Annotated in this window: 17 protein-coding genes; 6 read left to right on the plus strand and 11 right to left on the minus strand. The window is 69.8% G+C overall.

The window, feature by feature from the left end:
* Positions 1–10 precede the first annotated feature (10 nt).
* Together glp and BBK82_RS10840 are read right to left on the minus strand one after the other, a co-directional pair.
* Positions 11–1,234, minus strand: a complete 1,224-nt coding sequence (gene glp, locus BBK82_RS10835) for a molybdotransferase-like divisome protein Glp (protein ID WP_065920968.1) — start codon at positions 1,232–1,234, stop codon at positions 11–13.
* 32 nt (positions 1,235–1,266) lie between these two features.
* Entirely contained in the window at positions 1,267–2,151 is an 885-nt protein-coding gene (locus BBK82_RS10840) for a UTP--glucose-1-phosphate uridylyltransferase (RefSeq protein ID WP_154697245.1), read from the minus strand.
* A gap of 38 nt (positions 2,152–2,189) precedes the next feature.
* Between BBK82_RS10840 and BBK82_RS10845 the strand changes: the two genes are divergently transcribed.
* Positions 2,190–2,756: a 5-formyltetrahydrofolate cyclo-ligase gene (locus BBK82_RS10845; RefSeq protein WP_065914893.1), complete on the plus strand. Its 567-nt coding sequence runs from the start codon at positions 2,190–2,192 to the stop codon at positions 2,754–2,756.
* Between the two features lie 249 nt (positions 2,757–3,005).
* Here BBK82_RS10845 and BBK82_RS57200 read toward each other — a convergent pair whose 3' ends face one another.
* Positions 3,006–3,209, minus strand: a complete 204-nt coding sequence (locus BBK82_RS57200; RefSeq protein ID WP_065914894.1) for a hypothetical protein — start codon at positions 3,207–3,209, stop codon at positions 3,006–3,008.
* A 52-nt stretch (positions 3,210–3,261) separates the two neighbouring features.
* Here BBK82_RS57200 and BBK82_RS10855 point away from each other — a divergent pair, with 52 nt between their 5' ends.
* Both BBK82_RS10855 and mscL read left to right on the plus strand, forming a co-directional pair.
* Positions 3,262–3,813 (plus strand): SAF domain-containing protein, encoded by a 552-nt coding sequence (locus BBK82_RS10855; RefSeq protein ID WP_065914895.1) that lies wholly within the window; start codon positions 3,262–3,264, stop codon positions 3,811–3,813.
* On the plus strand, positions 3,813–4,262 hold the full coding sequence (gene mscL / locus BBK82_RS10860) for a large-conductance mechanosensitive channel protein MscL (protein ID WP_065914896.1): 450 nt from the start codon (positions 3,813–3,815) through the stop codon (positions 4,260–4,262). Before BBK82_RS10855 ends, mscL begins: the two co-directional genes overlap by 1 nt.
* A gap of 269 nt (positions 4,263–4,531) precedes the next feature.
* Here mscL and BBK82_RS10865 read toward each other — a convergent pair whose 3' ends face one another.
* From BBK82_RS10865 to BBK82_RS10900, 8 genes are all read right to left on the minus strand, one after another.
* Entirely contained in the window at positions 4,532–4,720 is a 189-nt protein-coding gene (locus BBK82_RS10865) for a hypothetical protein (RefSeq protein ID WP_065914897.1), read from the minus strand.
* A 4-nt stretch (positions 4,721–4,724) separates the two neighbouring features.
* Positions 4,725–5,225, minus strand: coding sequence for a MogA/MoaB family molybdenum cofactor biosynthesis protein (locus tag BBK82_RS10870; RefSeq protein WP_053731704.1), 501 nt, complete (start codon positions 5,223–5,225; stop codon positions 4,725–4,727).
* A 5-nt stretch (positions 5,226–5,230) separates the two neighbouring features.
* Positions 5,231–6,091 (minus strand): sensor histidine kinase, encoded by an 861-nt coding sequence (locus BBK82_RS10875; RefSeq protein WP_083268764.1) that lies wholly within the window; start codon positions 6,089–6,091, stop codon positions 5,231–5,233.
* A 38-nt stretch (positions 6,092–6,129) separates the two neighbouring features.
* Positions 6,130–6,816, minus strand: coding sequence for a response regulator transcription factor (locus tag BBK82_RS10880; RefSeq protein ID WP_065914899.1), 687 nt, complete (start codon positions 6,814–6,816; stop codon positions 6,130–6,132).
* Positions 6,817–7,041: 225 nt separating this feature from the next.
* Positions 7,042–8,634, minus strand: a complete 1,593-nt coding sequence (locus BBK82_RS10885; RefSeq protein ID WP_083267909.1) for a S1C family serine protease — start codon at positions 8,632–8,634, stop codon at positions 7,042–7,044.
* Between the two features lie 66 nt (positions 8,635–8,700).
* Positions 8,701–9,783, minus strand: coding sequence for a galactose-1-phosphate uridylyltransferase (galT, locus tag BBK82_RS10890; protein WP_065914901.1), 1,083 nt, complete (start codon positions 9,781–9,783; stop codon positions 8,701–8,703).
* Positions 9,780–10,577, minus strand: a complete 798-nt coding sequence (locus BBK82_RS10895; RefSeq protein WP_065914902.1) for a DeoR/GlpR family DNA-binding transcription regulator — start codon at positions 10,575–10,577, stop codon at positions 9,780–9,782. The genes galT and BBK82_RS10895 overlap by 4 nt, the downstream gene beginning before the upstream one ends.
* A gap of 1 nt (position 10,578) precedes the next feature.
* Complete coding sequence (locus tag BBK82_RS10900) at positions 10,579–12,561, minus strand: beta-galactosidase (RefSeq protein WP_218920606.1); 1,983 nt, start codon at positions 12,559–12,561, stop codon at positions 10,579–10,581.
* 248 nt (positions 12,562–12,809) lie between these two features.
* On the opposite strand from BBK82_RS10900, the gene BBK82_RS10905 reads away from it, so the two are divergent.
* The 3 genes from BBK82_RS10905 to BBK82_RS10915 are packed head-to-tail and all read left to right on the plus strand — an operon-like array spanning position 12,810 to position 15,981.
* Positions 12,810–14,120: an ABC transporter substrate-binding protein gene (locus BBK82_RS10905; RefSeq protein ID WP_237048126.1), complete on the plus strand. Its 1,311-nt coding sequence runs from the start codon at positions 12,810–12,812 to the stop codon at positions 14,118–14,120.
* Entirely contained in the window at positions 14,117–15,073 is a 957-nt protein-coding gene (locus tag BBK82_RS10910; protein ID WP_237048127.1) for a carbohydrate ABC transporter permease, read from the plus strand. Before BBK82_RS10905 ends, BBK82_RS10910 begins: the two co-directional genes overlap by 4 nt.
* Positions 15,070–15,981 (plus strand): carbohydrate ABC transporter permease, encoded by a 912-nt coding sequence (locus BBK82_RS10915; RefSeq protein ID WP_237048128.1) that lies wholly within the window; start codon positions 15,070–15,072, stop codon positions 15,979–15,981. The genes BBK82_RS10910 and BBK82_RS10915 overlap by 4 nt, the downstream gene beginning before the upstream one ends.
* The last annotated feature ends 90 nt before the right edge of the window (positions 15,982–16,071 follow it).

Raw genomic sequence — 16,071 nt, forward strand, 5'->3', positions numbered from 1 at the left:
CCCTCTGAGCTCAACCCCTCTGGGCCAGGAAACTCACCAGCACTTCCTCGCCGACGGAGACCTCGGTGACGTCCTCGTCGACCATGACCAGGCAGTTGGCCTCGGCCAACGACGCCAGCAGGTGCGACCCCGACGTCCCCAGCGGCTGGACCAGGTACTCGCCGTTGTCCGCGTCGCGCAGCAGCTGGCCGCGCAGGAACCCGCGGCGGCCCTTCGTCGACTGCAGCGGCGACAGCAGCCGCGCGCTCACCGCGCGGCGGTACGGGTTCTTCTTACCGAGCGCGGCCCTGATCAGCGGCCTGACCAGCACCTCGAACACGACCAGCGCGCTCATCGGGTTGGCCGGCAGCAGGAACGTGGGCACCGCGTCCGGGCCGAGCCGCCCGAAGCCCTGCGCGGAGCCGGGGTGCATGGCGACGCGGGTGACGTCCATGTCGCCCAGCTCCGTCAGCGCCGCCCTGACCTCGTCGCCGATCGCGCCGCCCACGCCACCGGCGATGACGACGATCTCGGAGAGCAGCAGGCGGCCCTCCACGACCTCGCGCAGCCGCCGCGGGTCGGCGGACATGATGCCGACCCGGCTGACCTCGGCACCGGCGTCGCGCGCGGCGGCGGCCAGCGCGTACGAGTTCACGTCGTAGACCTGGCCCTGGCCGGGTGTGCGGTCGACGTCGACGAGCTCCTCGCCGAGCGAGATCACCGACACCCGCGGGCGCGGGTGCACGAGCACCTTGTTGCGGCCGACGGCGGCGAGCAGACCCACCTGGGCGGCGCCGATGGACGCGCCGCGGCGCACGGCGACGTCACCGGTCTGCACGTCCTCGCCGGTGCGGCGGACGAAACCGGCCGACGGCACGCTGCGGTTGACGGTGACCTTGGCGTGGTGACCGTCGGTGTAGCCCAGCGGCACCACCGCGTCCGCCAGCGTCGGGAGCGGTGCGCCGGTCGCGACCTTGACCGCCTGGCCGGGCTGCAACCTGCGCGGCTGCCGGGAGCCGGCCGGGATCTCGCCCACGACCGGCAGCTGCACCGGGCCCGCGTTCGCGCCGGACACGTCCACGCTGCGCACCGCGTACCCGTCGACCGCCGCCTGGTCGAAACCGGGCAGCGCGCGTTCCGCGATGACCTCCTCCGCGCAGAGCAGGCCCTGCGACTCGGAGATCGCCACCCGCACGGGCGCGGGCCGCACGGCGGCCGCGATCACCCGTGCGAGCTGCTCGTCCACTGACCTCATGTGCTGGTCCTCGCCGCCCAAAAAGGTGCTGATCAGGAGTTGTCGAGGCGTTCCCGCAACCACTCGCGCAGATCGGGTCCGTACTCCGGGGTGTTGAGTGCGAAGTCAACCGCAGCCCGCAGGAATCCGGCGGGATTGCCGAGGTCGTGTCGCCCGCCGCGGTGCACGACGACGTGCACGGGGTGGCCCTCGTTGATCAGCAGCGCGATGGCGTCGGTCAGCTGCAGCTCACCGCCCGCACCGGGGGTGATGCGCTTGAGGGCGTCGAAGATCGCCCGGTCGAGCAGGTAGCGGCCGGCGGCGGCGAACGTCGACGGCGCGTCCTCCGGCTTCGGCTTCTCGACCATGCCGACGACCTGCTTCACGTCGTCGGAGCCGGTGTCGCGGACGTCGAACACGCCGTACGCGGAGATCTGCTCGCGCGGGATGTCGAACGCCAGCAGGACGCTGCCGCCCTTCTCCTCACGCACCTGTGCCATCTTCTTGAGCGCGTCGGTCGGCAGGATGATGTCGTCGGGCAGCAGCACCGCGACGGCCTCGTCCTCGCCGGTCAGGTTGCCCTCGGCGCAGCCCACCGCGTGGCCCAGGCCGAGCGCCTGCTCCTGGATCGCCGTCTCGGCCTTGATCAGCTGGGGTGCACGCCGGATCTTCTCGACGAGGTCGGCCTTGCCTCGGTCGGCGAGGGTCTTCTCCAGCTCGGGGTTCTCGTCGAAGTAGTTGGCGACCGAGGCCTTCTCCGGCGAGGTCACGATGACGAGCCTGGTGGCGCCCGCACCGGCCGCCTCCCTGGCCACGTACTCGATGGCCGGGGTGTCGACGAGCGGCAGCAACTCCTTCGGCACGGCCTTGGTCGTGGGGAGGAAGCGAGTGCCCAGGCCGGCCGCGGGCACGATGGCGGTGTGGAAAGCGCTGCTCATGGGCTGCGATGCTAACGACATACCGAGGGATACCCACCATGACGTCCGATCTTCGTGACCGGAAGGCCTCACTGCGTTCACGGTTGCTCGCGCAGCGCCGTTCGGTGCCGGCCGACGTGCGCGCCACGGAAGCGGCCGCTCTGGCCGCGCACGTGGCCCGGCTGGAGGTGAGTCCTGATCAGACCGTGTGCGCGTTCCTGCCGGTCGGGTCGGAGCCCGGTGACGCGTCGTGGCTCGACGGGCTGCGGTGCCGGGTGCTGCTGCCGGTGGTGACGGGCGACTCACCGCTCGACTGGGCGGTCCACACCGGTCCGGCCGACCTCGCACCGGCGGCGTTGCGGCTGCTCGAACCGACCGGTCCCCGGCTCGGTGCCTCGGCGATCGCTGGAGCCTCGCTGGTGCTCGTGCCCGCGCTGGCGGTGTCGGTGGACGGGGTGCGGCTCGGGAAGGGCAAGGGGCACTACGACCGGTCGTTGCCGCTGGTCAAGGCGCCGCTGGTGGCGGTGGTGAGGGACGTGGAGGTGCTTGACTCGGTGCCTGCGGAGCCGCACGACGTGCGGATGAACGGCGTGCTGACGCCCTCGGTGGGCCTGCGGTGGCTGTGACGTTGACCTGGGGTGTTTGCGCTCGGGGAAGGTCCTGGGCGAAAATCGTGTTGGCACTCACAACGGTCGAGTGCCAGATCTAGGAGCGAACCCAGTGCCTACGTACCAGTACGCCTGCACCGCGTGTGAGCACCGGTTCGAGGCGGTGCAGTCGTTCAGCGACGCCTCCCTCACCGAGTGCCCGGAGTGCTCGGGCAAGCTGCGCAAGCTGTTCGGTGCCGTCGGTGTGGTCTTCAAGGGCAGCGGTTTCTACCGCACGGACAGCCGTTCGTCGTCGAAGACCCCGGCCGCGGCGTCGACCGCGTCATCGACCGCGTCGTCGACCGCGTCGTCGACCGGGTCGTCCTCGTCTTCGTCGACGGCTTCTTCGTCGTCCTCCTCGGACTCCTCCTCGAAGTCCTCGACGAGCTCTCCGGCGGCCGCGGCCTCCTGAAGATCGCGAGTTGTCCACAACTTCGCGGCTCATCACCTTCGCCATGCCCTCGCCGGTCCTACCGTCGAGGGCATGACCCTTTCCCCCACGCTCCCCGACCGGTTCCGCTCGCTGCTCCGCCGCGGTGTCCCGGTGGTGTGGCGCCGTTTCCTGGCGCTCGGCCTGGTCCTGGTGGCGTTGTCGACGTTCTTCTGGCCCGACGTGGGTCATCCCGCCGTGGTCGCCACCCGCGACCTGCCGGCCGGCGTGCCGCTCGGTGCTGCCGATGTCCGGGTGGCGTCGCTGTCCTCGGCCGTGGCGGGTTCGTTCTCGTCGCCCGAGGTCGTGGTGGGTCGTGCTCTGGCCGGTCCGGCGCGCGCGGGCGTCCCGCTGACGGACTTCGACCTCTCGGTTCCCGCCGACCTCGCCTCGGTGGCCGTGCGGGTCGCTGACCAGGAGCTCGCTTCCGTGGTGCGGGTGGAGAACCGGGTCGACGTCGTCTCCCCGACCGGCGAGGTGCTGGCCTCGGACGCGTTCGTGCGCGAGACCAGGGGGCAGGTCGTCGTCCTCACGTTGCCGAGAGGAAACGCGGCGCGCGTGGCCGCGGCGTCACTCGACCACGCGTTAGCCGTTACCCTCCGCTGATGCTGAAGGGTTTCAAGGACTTCCTGATGCGCGGCAACGTCGTGGACCTGGCCGTGGCCGTGGTCATCGGCACGGCGTTCACCGCGATCGTCACCGCGTTCACCACGAGCATCATCAAGCCGCTGATCAACATCTTCGGCGGCGCGGAGACCAAGGGCCTCGGCTTCTCGCTGCGCGACGACACCCAGGCGCTGAAGGACTCGACCTTCATCGACCTGAGCTCGCTCATCAACGCCATCATCAACTTCCTGATCGTGGCGGCCGTCGTCTACTTCGTGCTCGTCCTGCCGATCAAGAAGATCCAGGACCGCCGCAAGAAGGGCGAAGAAGCCGGCCCCGCCGAGCCGACCGACGTCGAGCTCCTGATCGAGATCCGCGACCTCCTCGCCGCCCAGGCGAAGCAGGAACCACCCACCCCCACCATGGACCGCCGCGACCCGGCGATCTAGCGTCCCCACCGGCCGTCGCCCAGGCGGCGGCCGGTCCCCCGCCGTGCCCGCCATCGGGTGCCGGGCGAGGCACGGCAGACGGCCAGCAGGCAGGCTGCGAGCGGCGCGGCGACCCGTTCACCCCTGGTACGAACTCGATCGCAGGCTCGCGCAGGGGTCCCCTCCGCAGTTGGTTCCCCCGCGGCCCAACGTACCGGGCAGGTCTGACAATTCCGGGGCGCCGACGCATGCCGATAAACACGGGCAGGGCGTGGTCGGCCCGTACCCGATCAGCCTCCGTGGTGCGGCGGCCGGTTCTCCCGGTACCAGGCTTCCCGGTCACCACCGGCCTCGCCGCCGCGCTCATCCGACGTGGTCTCGGGCAGCACGTCTCCGAACACCTCAGCCAGCCGACGCCGCCGGCGACGCTTCTCCGCGTCGTCGTCGCCATCGGCCGTCTGAGGCTCTTGCTCTGCCATTACTTCACTCTTCGTCGAGCCCGGACAGCTGTTCGATCACGTAGGGCACCAAGGACGACAGGGTCGCCATGCCGTCGCGGACCGCGGACCGGGAGCCGGCCAGGTTCACGACCAGCGTGCTGCCCGACACGCCGGCGAGGCCGCGCGAGATGCCCGCGTCGACTGCGCCTGCGGCCAGGCCGGAGGCCCGGAGGGCTTCCGCGATGCCGTGGATGGGGCGGTCGAGCACGCCCTGCGTGGCGTCGGGCGCCACGTCGCGGGGCGAGACGCCCGTGCCGCCGACGGTGACCACGAGGTCCACGCCGCCGATGACTGCGGTGTTGAGGGCTGCCCTGATGTCGACGACCTCGCCCTCGACGGCAACGGTGCCGTCGACGATGAAGCCGGCTTCTTCGAGCAGTTCGGTGACGAGGGGACCGGAGTTGTCCTCCTGCTCGCCGTGCGCCACCCGGTCGTCCACGATCACGACCAAAGCGCGGCCAAGGCGCTGCGCGCTGCGTTCCATACCGATCACCGTAGCGGGAGTCTGACTTCGAAGCGGCAGCCAGGACCGTGGTTCTGGACGCCGATCTGGCCGTGGTGGGCGTCGACGAGGCCGCGGGCGATCGCGAGGCCCAGGCCCGCGCCGACCGGATTGCGGTGCGCGGAGCCGCGGAAGCCCACGTCGAACACCTGTGGCAGCACGTCAGCGGGGATGCCGCCGCACGCGTCGTCGACCCGGACGAGCGCGTCGGGTCCGTCCACATCGACCTGCACGGCCACCGTTCCGCCCTGCGGGGTGTGGCGGATGGCGTTCGACACAAGGTTGCGCACGACACGCATCAGTTCCGGTTCGGTGCCGCGCACGACCGGCCACTCGCGAGCGTCCGCGCGCAGTTCGACGCCCTTCAGGGAGGCGACGGGGGCCGAGGCGGCCACGACGTCGCTCACCACGTCGGCCAGGCGGACGTCGTGCAGGGTCAGCTTCAGGGCGCCCGCGGTGATGCGGGAGAGCTCGAACAGGTCGTCCACCATCTTGGACAGGTGGTCGGCCTCCTGGGCGATCTGCTTGGCGTAGACGGCCACCTCGCCCGGCTCGGAGACCACGCCGTCCTCCAGCGCCTCGGTCATGGCCCTGATGCCCGCGAGGGGTGTGCGGAGGTCGTGGCTGATCCACGCCACCAGCTGGCGCCGCTGGGCCTCCGCCTCGCGTTCCCAGACGCTGCGGCGGGCGATCGCGCGGCCCAGCATGATCGAGAACGGCACGGTCACGACGGCCACCAGCGCGCACGCCAGCAGGGTCGCCGTCAGCATCGGCGTGAACATGAAGCCGCTGACCATGAGCACACCGGCGATGGTCGCCACCACCGGCACGATGACCATGACGGTCATCGCGGTGGTCAGCGACACCCGGCTCAGCCGGCCGGGGTTCACCTCGCGGGCCACGGGTCGTACCGGTAGCCGACACCCCACACGGTGCTCAGCCGCACCGGTTTCGCCGGGTCCTGCTCGATCTTCTCCCGCAACCGTCGCACGTGGACGGTCACGGTCGACTGGTCGCCGAACTGCCAGCCCCACACCCGTTCCAGCAGCTCGGCCCGGCCGAACGCGCGGCCGGCGTTGGCGATGAAGAACGCGAGCAGGTCGAACTCGCGCGTCGTCAGCTGCAGCGGCATGCCGTCCAGCGTCGCCGTGTGCGCGGCCAGGTCCAGCGCCAGGTTGCCGTCGCGCACCGTGCGCGGCTCGTAGGCCCGGTTCGCCCGCCGCAGCACGGAACTGACCCGCAGGGCCAGCTCGCGCGGGCTGAACGGCTTCGTGACGTAGTCGTCCGCGCCGATCTGCAGCCCGGCGATGCGGTCCTCCTCCTCGCCGAGCGCGGTCAGCATCACCACCGGCGTCGACCCGCGCTGCCGGATCCGCCGGCACACCTCCAGGCCGTCGATGCCCGGCAGCATCAGGTCCAGCACCACGATGTCCGGTTCCCGCGCGGCCAGCGCCTGCAACGCCTGCTCACCGTCACCGGCGAGCTCGACCTCGTACCCGGCGTGTTCGAGGTACCGGCGCACCACGTCCCGCACCGTCGTGTCGTCGTCGACGACCAGCACCCGTTCCACCACGTCACCACGCTAGGCCACGAACCGCCCCACGACCCGCACCCGTCAGCACTCCGTAATCAGGGCACGCGGGGGCCCCGCGTGCCCCACAAGGGAACGCGGGGCCCCCGCGTGACACGAGAAGAGGCCACCTCTGTGCGCGGGGCAGGTGCGTACAGAGGTGGCCTCCCGGGTCGTCACGCCGGGCTCGGGCGGGCGGCGGCTGCCCGAGCCAGGCGTGCCCCCGACCTATCCCACCTCGACTCCGCCGAGGGTGGCTTCCACGGTCTTGCCGTCGGACAGCGTCACGGTCACCTTGTCGCCGGGCGCCTTCGAGCGGACGGCGGCGACGAGCGTGTCGGAGCTGTCGATGCGGCGGTCACCGAACTTGGTGATCACGTCGCCCTCCTTCAGGCCCGCCTGCTCGGCGGCGCCACCGGAGGTCACCTTGCTGACCTGGGCGCCGCCGTCCTCGGCCTCGCGGACCTCGACGCCGAGCACGGTCTGCCTGGGCTTGCCGGTCTTCACGATCTCGTCGATCGTGCGGCGGGCCTGGTCCATCGGGATCGCGAAGCCGATGCCGACCGAACCGGCCTGGCCGCCCGCGGAGTTCGGGCTGTAGATGGCGCTGTTGATGCCGACGACCTGGCCCTGCATGTTCACCAGCGGGCCGCCGGAGTTGCCGGGGTTGATCGCGGCGTCGGTCTGGATCGCGTTCAGCACGGTCGCCTGCGAGTTGCGGGCGTCTCCGCCGGCGGAGACCGGGCGGTTGAGCGAGCTGACGATGCCGGAGGTCACGGTGCCGGACAGCTCGAACGGCGACCCGATCGCGACCACGCTCTGGCCGATCTTCAGGTCACCGGAGTTGCCCAGCTGCACGACCGGGGCGTTGGAGATGCCCTCGGCCTGGATGACGGCGATGTCGGAGCTCGGGTCGCGGCCGAGGATCTTCGCGGTCGCGGTCTTGCCGTCCTGGAAGACGACCTTGATGGTGCCACCGGCCGCGGCACCCTCGATGACGTGGTTGTTCGTCACGATCTGGCCGCTGCTGGAGATCACGAACCCGGAGCCCTCACCGGCACCGGACCGCGTGGCGACCTGGATCTGCACGACCGACTGCAGCATCTTGGCCGCCACCTCCTCGACCGAGCCGGGAGCGGCGTTGCTGGTCTGCGAGGCCGGGCGCGGGGCGTCGAGCGAGCTGACCGCGGATGACTCGTTCGCGAACGTGTAACCGAGGTAGCCGCCGACACCGCCGGACGCACCGCCGACGAGCAGCACGAGGGCCGCGACACCGGCCACGAGCTTGCCCTTGCCCTTCGGCCGCGGCGGGACCGACGACTGGTAGCCGGGCGGCAGGTAGAACGCGCCGGTACCGGGCTGTCCGGGGTGTCCCGGCTGGCCCGGCTGGCCTGGTTGCCCCGGCTGGCCGTGCTCGCCCTGTGGGCTGAACGGCCCCGGCTGCCCCGGCGTCTCGAACTGCGCGGTCGTCGACCCCAGGCCCAGCGGGTGCTGCGGGGGAAGTTGGCCGGACCCGGAGGGCGGGAACTGCTGCCGGCCGGGTCCGGACCCGCCGAGCTGCGCCTGACCCGCGTCAGGTGAGGGCACCTGCGGCTGGGCCGAAGAGGAGAAGGCGGCGGTCTCGCCACCGGAAGCTGCCCCAGCGGCTTCCCGAGAAGGTGTTGCCCCAGCCTGGCCGGATCCCCCCTGCAAAGGATCCGGCTGGCCGGGATCCGGCGTCTGCGGGCCCTGCTCCCGCGCGCCGGAGTCTGGGTGACCGGCGGTCGGCGGCACGGAGTGGGGCTCGTCCGGCTGCTGCGCTGGCTGGTTGCTCTCGGTCATACCCATAGTGTCGGGTGCCGTCCTGAGAGAAGCCTTAAACCAGCCTTTGAGGTCCGTGAGGGTTCCTCAGACCCCCCGCAACCGCTCCGCGATCTGCTCCGGGGTGACGTCGTTGATCCACACCGCCTCACCGGACTCCGAGCCCGCGAGGTACTTCAGCTTGTCCTTGGTCCTCAGCACGGAGAACACCTGCAGGTGCAGCCACATCTCCTCGCGCCCCACGTTCACCGGCGCCTGGTGCCAGGCCGCGATGTACGGCAACGGGCGGTCGTACAGGGCGTCCAGCCGGTGCAGCACCTTCAGGTACAGCGCGGCGAAGTCGTCACGCTCCACAGAGGACAGAGCAGCCAGGTCGGGCACCTGTCGCCGGGGCGCCAGCACGACCTCGACCGGCCACCGGGCCGCGGCGGGCACGAACGCCACCCAGTCCGAGGACTCCTCCACCACGCGCGCGCCCGCGCGGAGCTCCGCCTCCAGCACGTCACCGAACAACGGCCGCCCGTGCGCCGCGTGGTACTCCAGCGCGGCCGTCAGCATCCGTTCGGTACGGGGCGTCACGAACGGGTAGGCGTAGATCTGCCCGTGCGGGTGCGAGAGCGTCACGCCGATCTCTTCACCGCGGTTCTCGAACGGGAAGACCTGTTCGACCCCTGGCAACGTTGACAAGAAGGCGACCCGGTCCGCCCACGCGTCCACGACGGTCCGCACGCGCGACCGCGACAGCTCGCCGAACGACTTGTTGTGGTCCGAGGTGAAGCAGACGACCTCGCACCGCCCCCGCCCCGGCGCGCGCACGAACAGCTCCTCACCATCCACAGTGGACGGCACGTCCGGCACGTTCTGCGCCAGCGACGGGAACCGGTTCTCGAACACCACGACGTCGTAGTCGGCCTCGGGGACCTCGGTCGGCCGGCCGGGCGTCGAGGGGCACAGCGGGCACAGGTCCGCGGGCGGCTTGTAGGTCCTCGTCTGCCGGTGGGCGGCCAGCGCCACCCACTCGCGGGTCAACGGGTCCAGCCGCACCTCGGACATCGGCTGGGTCTCGGGGAGGTCCCTCGTGTCCACCGCCACCCGCGGTGGTGCCTCAGCGCTGTCGTCGAAGTAGATGATCTCCCGGCCGTCCGCCAGCTTCCCCGCGGTACGCCTCACGCCAACTCCTCGCCACTTCCCGGTACATGAGCCAACACCAACTCGCCGACCTGTTCGCTGAGGATCGCCCGCGCGTCGTCCGGCAAACCTTCGTCCGTCACCAGGACGTGCGCCTCGTCGAGGTCGGCGATCGTGGAGATGCCCACGGTGCCCCACTTCTCGTGGTCCGCGACCACCACCACGCGGCCGGCGGCGTCGACGAGCGCGCGGTCCGTCTCGCTCTCGTTGAGGTTCGGGGTGGTGAAGCCGGAGCGCTCGGCCATGCCGTGCACGCCCAGGAACACCACGTCGAGGTGCAGCGACCGCAACGCCTGCACGGCCACGGGGCCGACCAGCGCGTCGGACGGCGTGCGCACGCCACCGGTCAGCACGACCGTGCGGTCGGTGCGCCCGCTCTGCTGCAGCACGTCCGCGACGCGGATGGAGTTCGTGACGACCGTCAGGTCCGGGATGTCGTCGAGGAACCGGGCTAACGTCCACGTCGTCGTGCCCGCGGACAGGCCGATGGCGGTACCCGGACGCACGAGGCCCGCGGCGGCCGCCGCGATCGCCTCCTTCTCGGGCAGCTGGCGGACCGACTTGGCCTCGAAACCGGGCTCGTCGGTCGAGCGCCCCACGACGGACGTCGCACCGCCGTACACCTTCTCCACCAGACCGCGCGCGGCCAGCACGTCGAGGTCGCGGCGCACGGTCATGTCGGAGACGCCGAGCCGGACGACCAGGTCGCTGACGCGCACCGCCCCCGTCCGCCGGACCTCTTCGATGATTACCGCCTGCCGCTGACGTGCGAGCACCTCACACCTCTTCCCTGAGGACGACGACGTCCCCGGCTCGCACGGTGAGGCGTCCGGAGACCTGCGTGCCGGACACCACGTCGACACCGGACGCCTCGATCTCCGCGTCGGTGTCGGTGTGGTTGACGGCGAAGAGCCACGATACGTCCCCGTGCCGCCGCACGAGCTCGATCCCGCTGGTCGACACCGCAACGCCCGCACCGGAAAGCGCGCTTTCCACCGTTCGGCCGAGACCGTCCTCGTCGAGGTCGCACGCCACGTACCACGCGACGCCGTTTCCGAAAGCGTTTCGCGTCACCGCGGGCACACCCGGCAGCGGGCCATCGGCATAGGAGGCAACGATGTCAGCGCCGCGGACGTGCAGGTGCTCCGTCCACAACGAGCAGGTCGACCCGTCGGTCAGCGAGACGGTTTCGCCCTCCCGCAGCGGGTGGAACTCCTCGGACCACACGCCCAGCACGTCGCGGAACGCACCGGGGTAGCCGCCCAGTCGCACTCGCGTGTACTCGTCGGCGACTCCGGACAGGTACGTGACCACGACATGACCGCCGCCGGCCACGTAGTCCGCGACCACCGCGGCGTGCGCGTCGGACACCGCGTAGAACGCCGGCACCACGACCAGCGCGTACTTGGACAGGTTCGTGCCGGGCGCGACGAAGTCGACCGTGACCCCCGCCTGCCACAACGCCTTGTAGTAGCCCAGCACGTGCCGGTAATGGTCGAAGTCGTTGGTCGGGTGGGCGTCCTGCCGCAGCGCCCACGCGGACTGGAAGTCGTACAGGACCGCGACCGAGGCGTCCACAGTGGAACCGACGACGTCGGCGATCCGCGCGTACTCGGCACCGACCTGGCAGACCTCGCGGTACACCTTGGTGTCCGGGCCCGCGTGCGGGACCATCGCCGAGTGGAAGCGCTCGCTGCCACCGCGCGACTGCCGCCACTGGAAGAACAGCGTGCCGTCCGCGCCGCGGGCGATGTTCTGGTACGAGTGCCGCCGCATCTCCCCCGGCAGCTTGGCGATGTTGCGCCGCTGCCAGTTCACCGCGGACGTCGAGTTCTCCATCAGCAGCCACGGCTTGCCGCCCGCGAGGCCGCGCACCAGGTCGGCGGACATCGCGAGCTCGACGTGCCGGTCGGGCGACTGGGCCTCGGTGTAGTGGTCGTTCGAGACGAAGTCGACCTCGCGCGCCCACTTCCAGTAGTCGAGGTCACCGAACGTCCAGTTCGCCATGAAGTTCGTGGTGATCGGCACGTCGGGCGTGATCATCCGCAGCACGTCGCGCTCGGCCTTGTAGAGCTCGAGGATCGCGTCGTCGGAGAACCGGTCGTAGTCGAGCACGTGCGCCGGGTTGGAGAACGTCGGCGTCACGCGCGGCGGCAGGACCTGCGCGAAGTCGGTGTAGCCCTGGCTCCAGAACGCCGTGGACCAGGCGTCGTTGAGCTGCTCGAGCGTGTAGCGGCTCGCCAGCCACTCGCGGAACGACGCGGCGCACGTGTCGCAGTAGCAGCGCTTCACGTGACACGCGTACTCGTTGCCGACGTGCCACGCGGCCAGCGCCGGGTGGTCGCGGTAGTGCGCGGCCATCTCGGCGGCCAGCGCGGTCGCCCGGTCGCGGTAGATCGGCGACGACGGGCAGTACGCCTGCCGGGAGCCGTGCGAGAGCCGCACGCCGTCCGCGCGGACGGGCAGCATCTCGGGGTGCTCGGTGGTGAGCCACGGCGGCGGCGCGGCGGTGGCGGTCGCGAGGTCGACCCTGATGCCGTTGTCGTGCAGCAGGTCGAGCACCCGGTCGAGCCACTCGAACCGGTACTCGCCCTTGCTCACCTCGATCTTCGCCCAGGAGAAGATCCCGACGCTGACGAGGTTCACCCCGGCCCGCCGCATGAGCTCGACGTCCTCGGCCCAGACGTGTTCGGGCCACTGCTCTGGGTTGTAGTCGGCACCCCAGCCGAGGCCTGGCATGCCCGTGGGCCAAGTCGTCACGGCGGCAAGCGTGGCCGACGACAACCCCCAACGTCAACACAAGCAAACAACACTTCTCGTTTGGCTCTGTTCGGCGGTTGACCGGGAAAAGTACCGGGAACAGCCCGGATACGGGCCGCATACTCGCTGTGCGGCGGTTTAACAGCTCCGTAACGGGACTTGACATGCTGTGTGCCTGGGACCACATTGTGCGCAACTTTGTTGGAGTCCTGTTCGGTTCACACGAGCGAGCGTCACCTGTAGGAGCGATGATGGTTCTGCACACGCCTGGTTCCACTCCGTTACCGCACTTCGGTCGGCGCGCGATGCTGCGGATCATGCTGGCCGGTGCGGGCGTCGCCGCGACCGGTGGGCTCGCGGCGTGCGGCGGCGGCTCGGGCTCCGGTGGGGACTCCAAGGTCGTCACCTTCGGCAACAACCTGTCCGACCAGGTGCCGAAGGACGCGATCACGGCCGCGGTCAAGGCCTTCGAGGGCCAGTCGGGCGGCCTGTCCGTCACGATCAACACCAAGCAGCACGAGCAGTACCAGGAACAGATCAACAACTACCTGCAGGGCAAGCCGGACGACGTGCTCGCGTGGTTCGCCGGCTACCGCATGCGGTTCTTCGCCGACCAGGGCCTCACCGGTGACCTCAGCGACCTGTGGGGCAAGATCGGCGGCAACTACTCCGACGCGCTCAAGCAGGCGTCCACCGGCACGGACGGCAAGCAGTACTTCGTGCCGTTCACCCAGTACGCGTGGGGCATGTTCTACCGCAAGAGCGTGTGGCAGGAACGCGGCTACGAGGTGCCGAAGACGCTCGACGAGCTCGTCGCCCTCGCCACGAAGATGAAGGCCGACGGCCTGATCCCGATCGCCTTCGCGCAGAAGCAGGGCTGGCCGGGCATGGGCTCGTTCGACCAGCTCAACTTCCGCATCAACGGCTACCAGTTCCACGTCGACCTGCTGGCGGGCAAGGAGGACTGGCAGGACAAGCGGGTCAAGGAGGTGTTCGACACCTGGAAGCGGCTGCTGCCGTTCCACCAGGAGAACGCGCTCGGCCGCGAGTGGCAGGAAGCCGCGCAGACGTTGCAGCAGAAGAAGTCCGGCATGTACCTGCTGGGCGCGTTCGTGGGCCAGCAGTTCCCCGAGGCGGACAAGGCGGACCTGGACTTCTTCCCGTTCCCGGAGATCAACCCCGAACACGGCACCGACACGGTCGAGGCGCCGATCGACGGCTACATGCTCGCGAAGAAGCCGGCCAACTCCGAGGGCGGCCTCAAGCTGCTGGAGTACCTGTCCTCCGCCGAGCCGCAGCTCGCCTACCTCAAGGCCGACCCGACCGCGGTCGCGACCAACCAGAAGGCGGACCAGGCGACCTACAGCCCGCTGCAGAAGAAGGTGGCGGACACGATCAAGAACGCCAAGCACATCACGCAGTTCCTCGACCGCGACACCGACCCGGGCTTCGCGAGCGAGGCGGCGACCAACGGCTTGATCGAGTTCATCAAGAACCCCGACAACGTCGACTCCGTGCTCAAGGGCATGGCCGACCAGGCGAAGAACATCTTCAAGTGACCGCACTGCAGGAGAAGCCGAAGGCGGTGGCCCCCAGCGGGCCGCCGCCTCGCCGGCGTGGGAAGCGCGCGACCGCTCTGGCGGGCACGGACAAGCTGGTGCTCGCGCTCATGCTCGGCATCCCCTCGGTGGTGCACCTGCTGTTCGTGTGGGTGCCGACGCTGGGCTCGATCGCGCTGTCGTTCAGCAAGTGGAACGGCATCGGCGGGTTCGAGGACATCGAGTGGATCGGTGTCGGGAACTACGTCGAGATCTTCACCGAGTACCCGCGGTTCTGGCCCGCGGTGCAGCACAACCTGATTTGGCTGGCGTTCCTGCTGGTCGTGCCGACCTGCGCGGGCCTGCTGCTGGCCGTGCTGCTCGACCGGGAGCTGCGGTTCAGCCGGATCTACCAGAGCGCGCTGTACATGCCGATGGTGCTGTCGCTCGCGCTGGTCGGCTTCATCTGGCAGCTGATCTACACCCCGGACGGCGGCCTGCTGAACTCGTTGCTCGGGCTCTCCGACGATCCCGTGGACTGGATCGGCGACTCGGACATCAACCTGTACGCGGTGCTGGTCGCGGCGGCGTGGCGGCACACCGGCTACATCATGCTGCTCTACCTGGCCGGCCTGAAGGCCGTGGACCCGGCGCTGAAGGAGGCGGCGGCGCTGGACGGCGCGTCCGCCGCGCAGACGTTCTTCCGCGTCACGTTCCCGGTGATGAAGCCGGTCAACATCGTGGTGGCCGTGGTGACGGTGATCGAGGCGCTGCGCGCGTTCGACATCGTCTACGTCATCAACAAGGGCCGCAACGGGCTGGAGCTGCTGTCGGTGCTGGTCACCGACAACATCATCGGTGAGGCGTCGCGCATCGGGCGGGGCTCCGCGGTCGCGGTGATCCTGCTGACGATCTCGCTCGGCGTCATCATCCCGTACCTGTACCAGACGTTCAGCAAGGAGAACCGGACGTGACGGCCACGCTGGAACGGCCTTCGGCGCCGGCTCCCACTCCGGAGAAGAAGCGGTCGGTGACCCCGGCACGGGTCGCGTTGCACGTCTTCCTGGTCCTCACCTGCCTGGTGACACTGGCACCGCTGCTGTGGGCGGTCTACGCGTCGTTGCGCACGTACGACGACACGTCGGTCAACGGCTACTTCTCCATCGCGAAGTCGCTCACGTTCGACAACTTCGCCAAGGCGTGGGAGATCGGCGACCTGCCGCACTTCTACTGGAACACGTTCCTGATCACCGTGCCCGCGCTGGTCATCACGCTGGTGCTGAGCTCGATGGTGGCGTTCGGCGTCTCGCGGTTCAGCTTCCGGTTCAACATCGTGCTGCTGATGGTCTTCACGGCCGGCAACCTGCTGCCGCAGCAGGTCATCGTGACGCCGCTGTGGCGCCTGTACCGGCTGATCGAGCTGCCGGCGTGGATGTCGGAGAGCGAGTCGCTGATCGACTCACCGCTCGGCGTGATCCTGATCCACATCGCGTTCCAGATGGGCTTCTGCACGTTCGTGCTGTCGAACTACATGAAGACCATCCCGTACGAGCTCACCGAGGCCGCCCGCGTGGACGGCGCGTCGGTGTTCCGGCAGTACTGGCAGCTGACGTTGCCGCTGTGCCGGCCGGTGCTCGCGGCACTGGCCACGCTGGAGTTCACCTGGATCTACAACGACTTCCTGTGGGCGTTGGTGCTGATCCAGGACGGCGACAAGATGCCGGTGACCTCCGCGCTGCAGAACCTCAAGGGCACGTTCTTCACGGACAACAACCTGGTGGCAGCGGGCTCTCTCCTGGTCGCGCTGCCCACCCTGGTGGTGTTCTTCGTCCTCCAGCGCCAGTTCGTCGGCGGACTGACGCTGGGGTCGACGAAGGGCTGACGGCATCTGCAAGTACCACCAACTCAACATCAACACGCACACAACTACACCCAACCCGTTCGGTGAGCGCCGAACTGGTTGGGTGTGGTT

The sequence above is a fragment of the Lentzea guizhouensis genome (assembly GCF_001701025.1).
GTDB lineage: Bacteria > Actinomycetota > Actinomycetes > Mycobacteriales > Pseudonocardiaceae > Lentzea > Lentzea guizhouensis.

Excerpts from the sequence above, each read along its gene's own strand:
- glp (WP_065920968.1), bottom strand. The coding sequence starts at position 1,234 with ATGAGGTCAGTGGACGAGCAGCTCGCACGGGTGATCGCGGCCGCCGTG.
- BBK82_RS10840 (WP_154697245.1), bottom strand. The coding sequence starts at position 2,151 with ATGAGCAGCGCTTTCCACACCGCCATCGTGCCCGCGGCCGGCCTGGGC.
- BBK82_RS10845 (WP_065914893.1), top strand. The coding sequence starts at position 2,190 with ATGACGTCCGATCTTCGTGACCGGAAGGCCTCACTGCGTTCACGGTTG.
- BBK82_RS10855 (WP_065914895.1), top strand. The coding sequence starts at position 3,262 with ATGACCCTTTCCCCCACGCTCCCCGACCGGTTCCGCTCGCTGCTCCGC.
- mscL (WP_065914896.1), top strand. The coding sequence starts at position 3,813 with ATGCTGAAGGGTTTCAAGGACTTCCTGATGCGCGGCAACGTCGTGGAC.
- BBK82_RS10865 (WP_065914897.1), bottom strand. The coding sequence starts at position 4,720 with ATGGCAGAGCAAGAGCCTCAGACGGCCGATGGCGACGACGACGCGGAG.
- BBK82_RS10870 (WP_053731704.1), bottom strand. The coding sequence starts at position 5,225 with ATGGAACGCAGCGCGCAGCGCCTTGGCCGCGCTTTGGTCGTGATCGTG.
- BBK82_RS10875 (WP_083268764.1), bottom strand. The coding sequence starts at position 6,091 with ATGACCGTCATGGTCATCGTGCCGGTGGTGGCGACCATCGCCGGTGTG.
- BBK82_RS10885 (WP_083267909.1), bottom strand. The coding sequence starts at position 8,634 with ATGACCGAGAGCAACCAGCCAGCGCAGCAGCCGGACGAGCCCCACTCC.
- BBK82_RS10905 (WP_237048126.1), top strand. The coding sequence starts at position 12,810 with ATGATGGTTCTGCACACGCCTGGTTCCACTCCGTTACCGCACTTCGGT.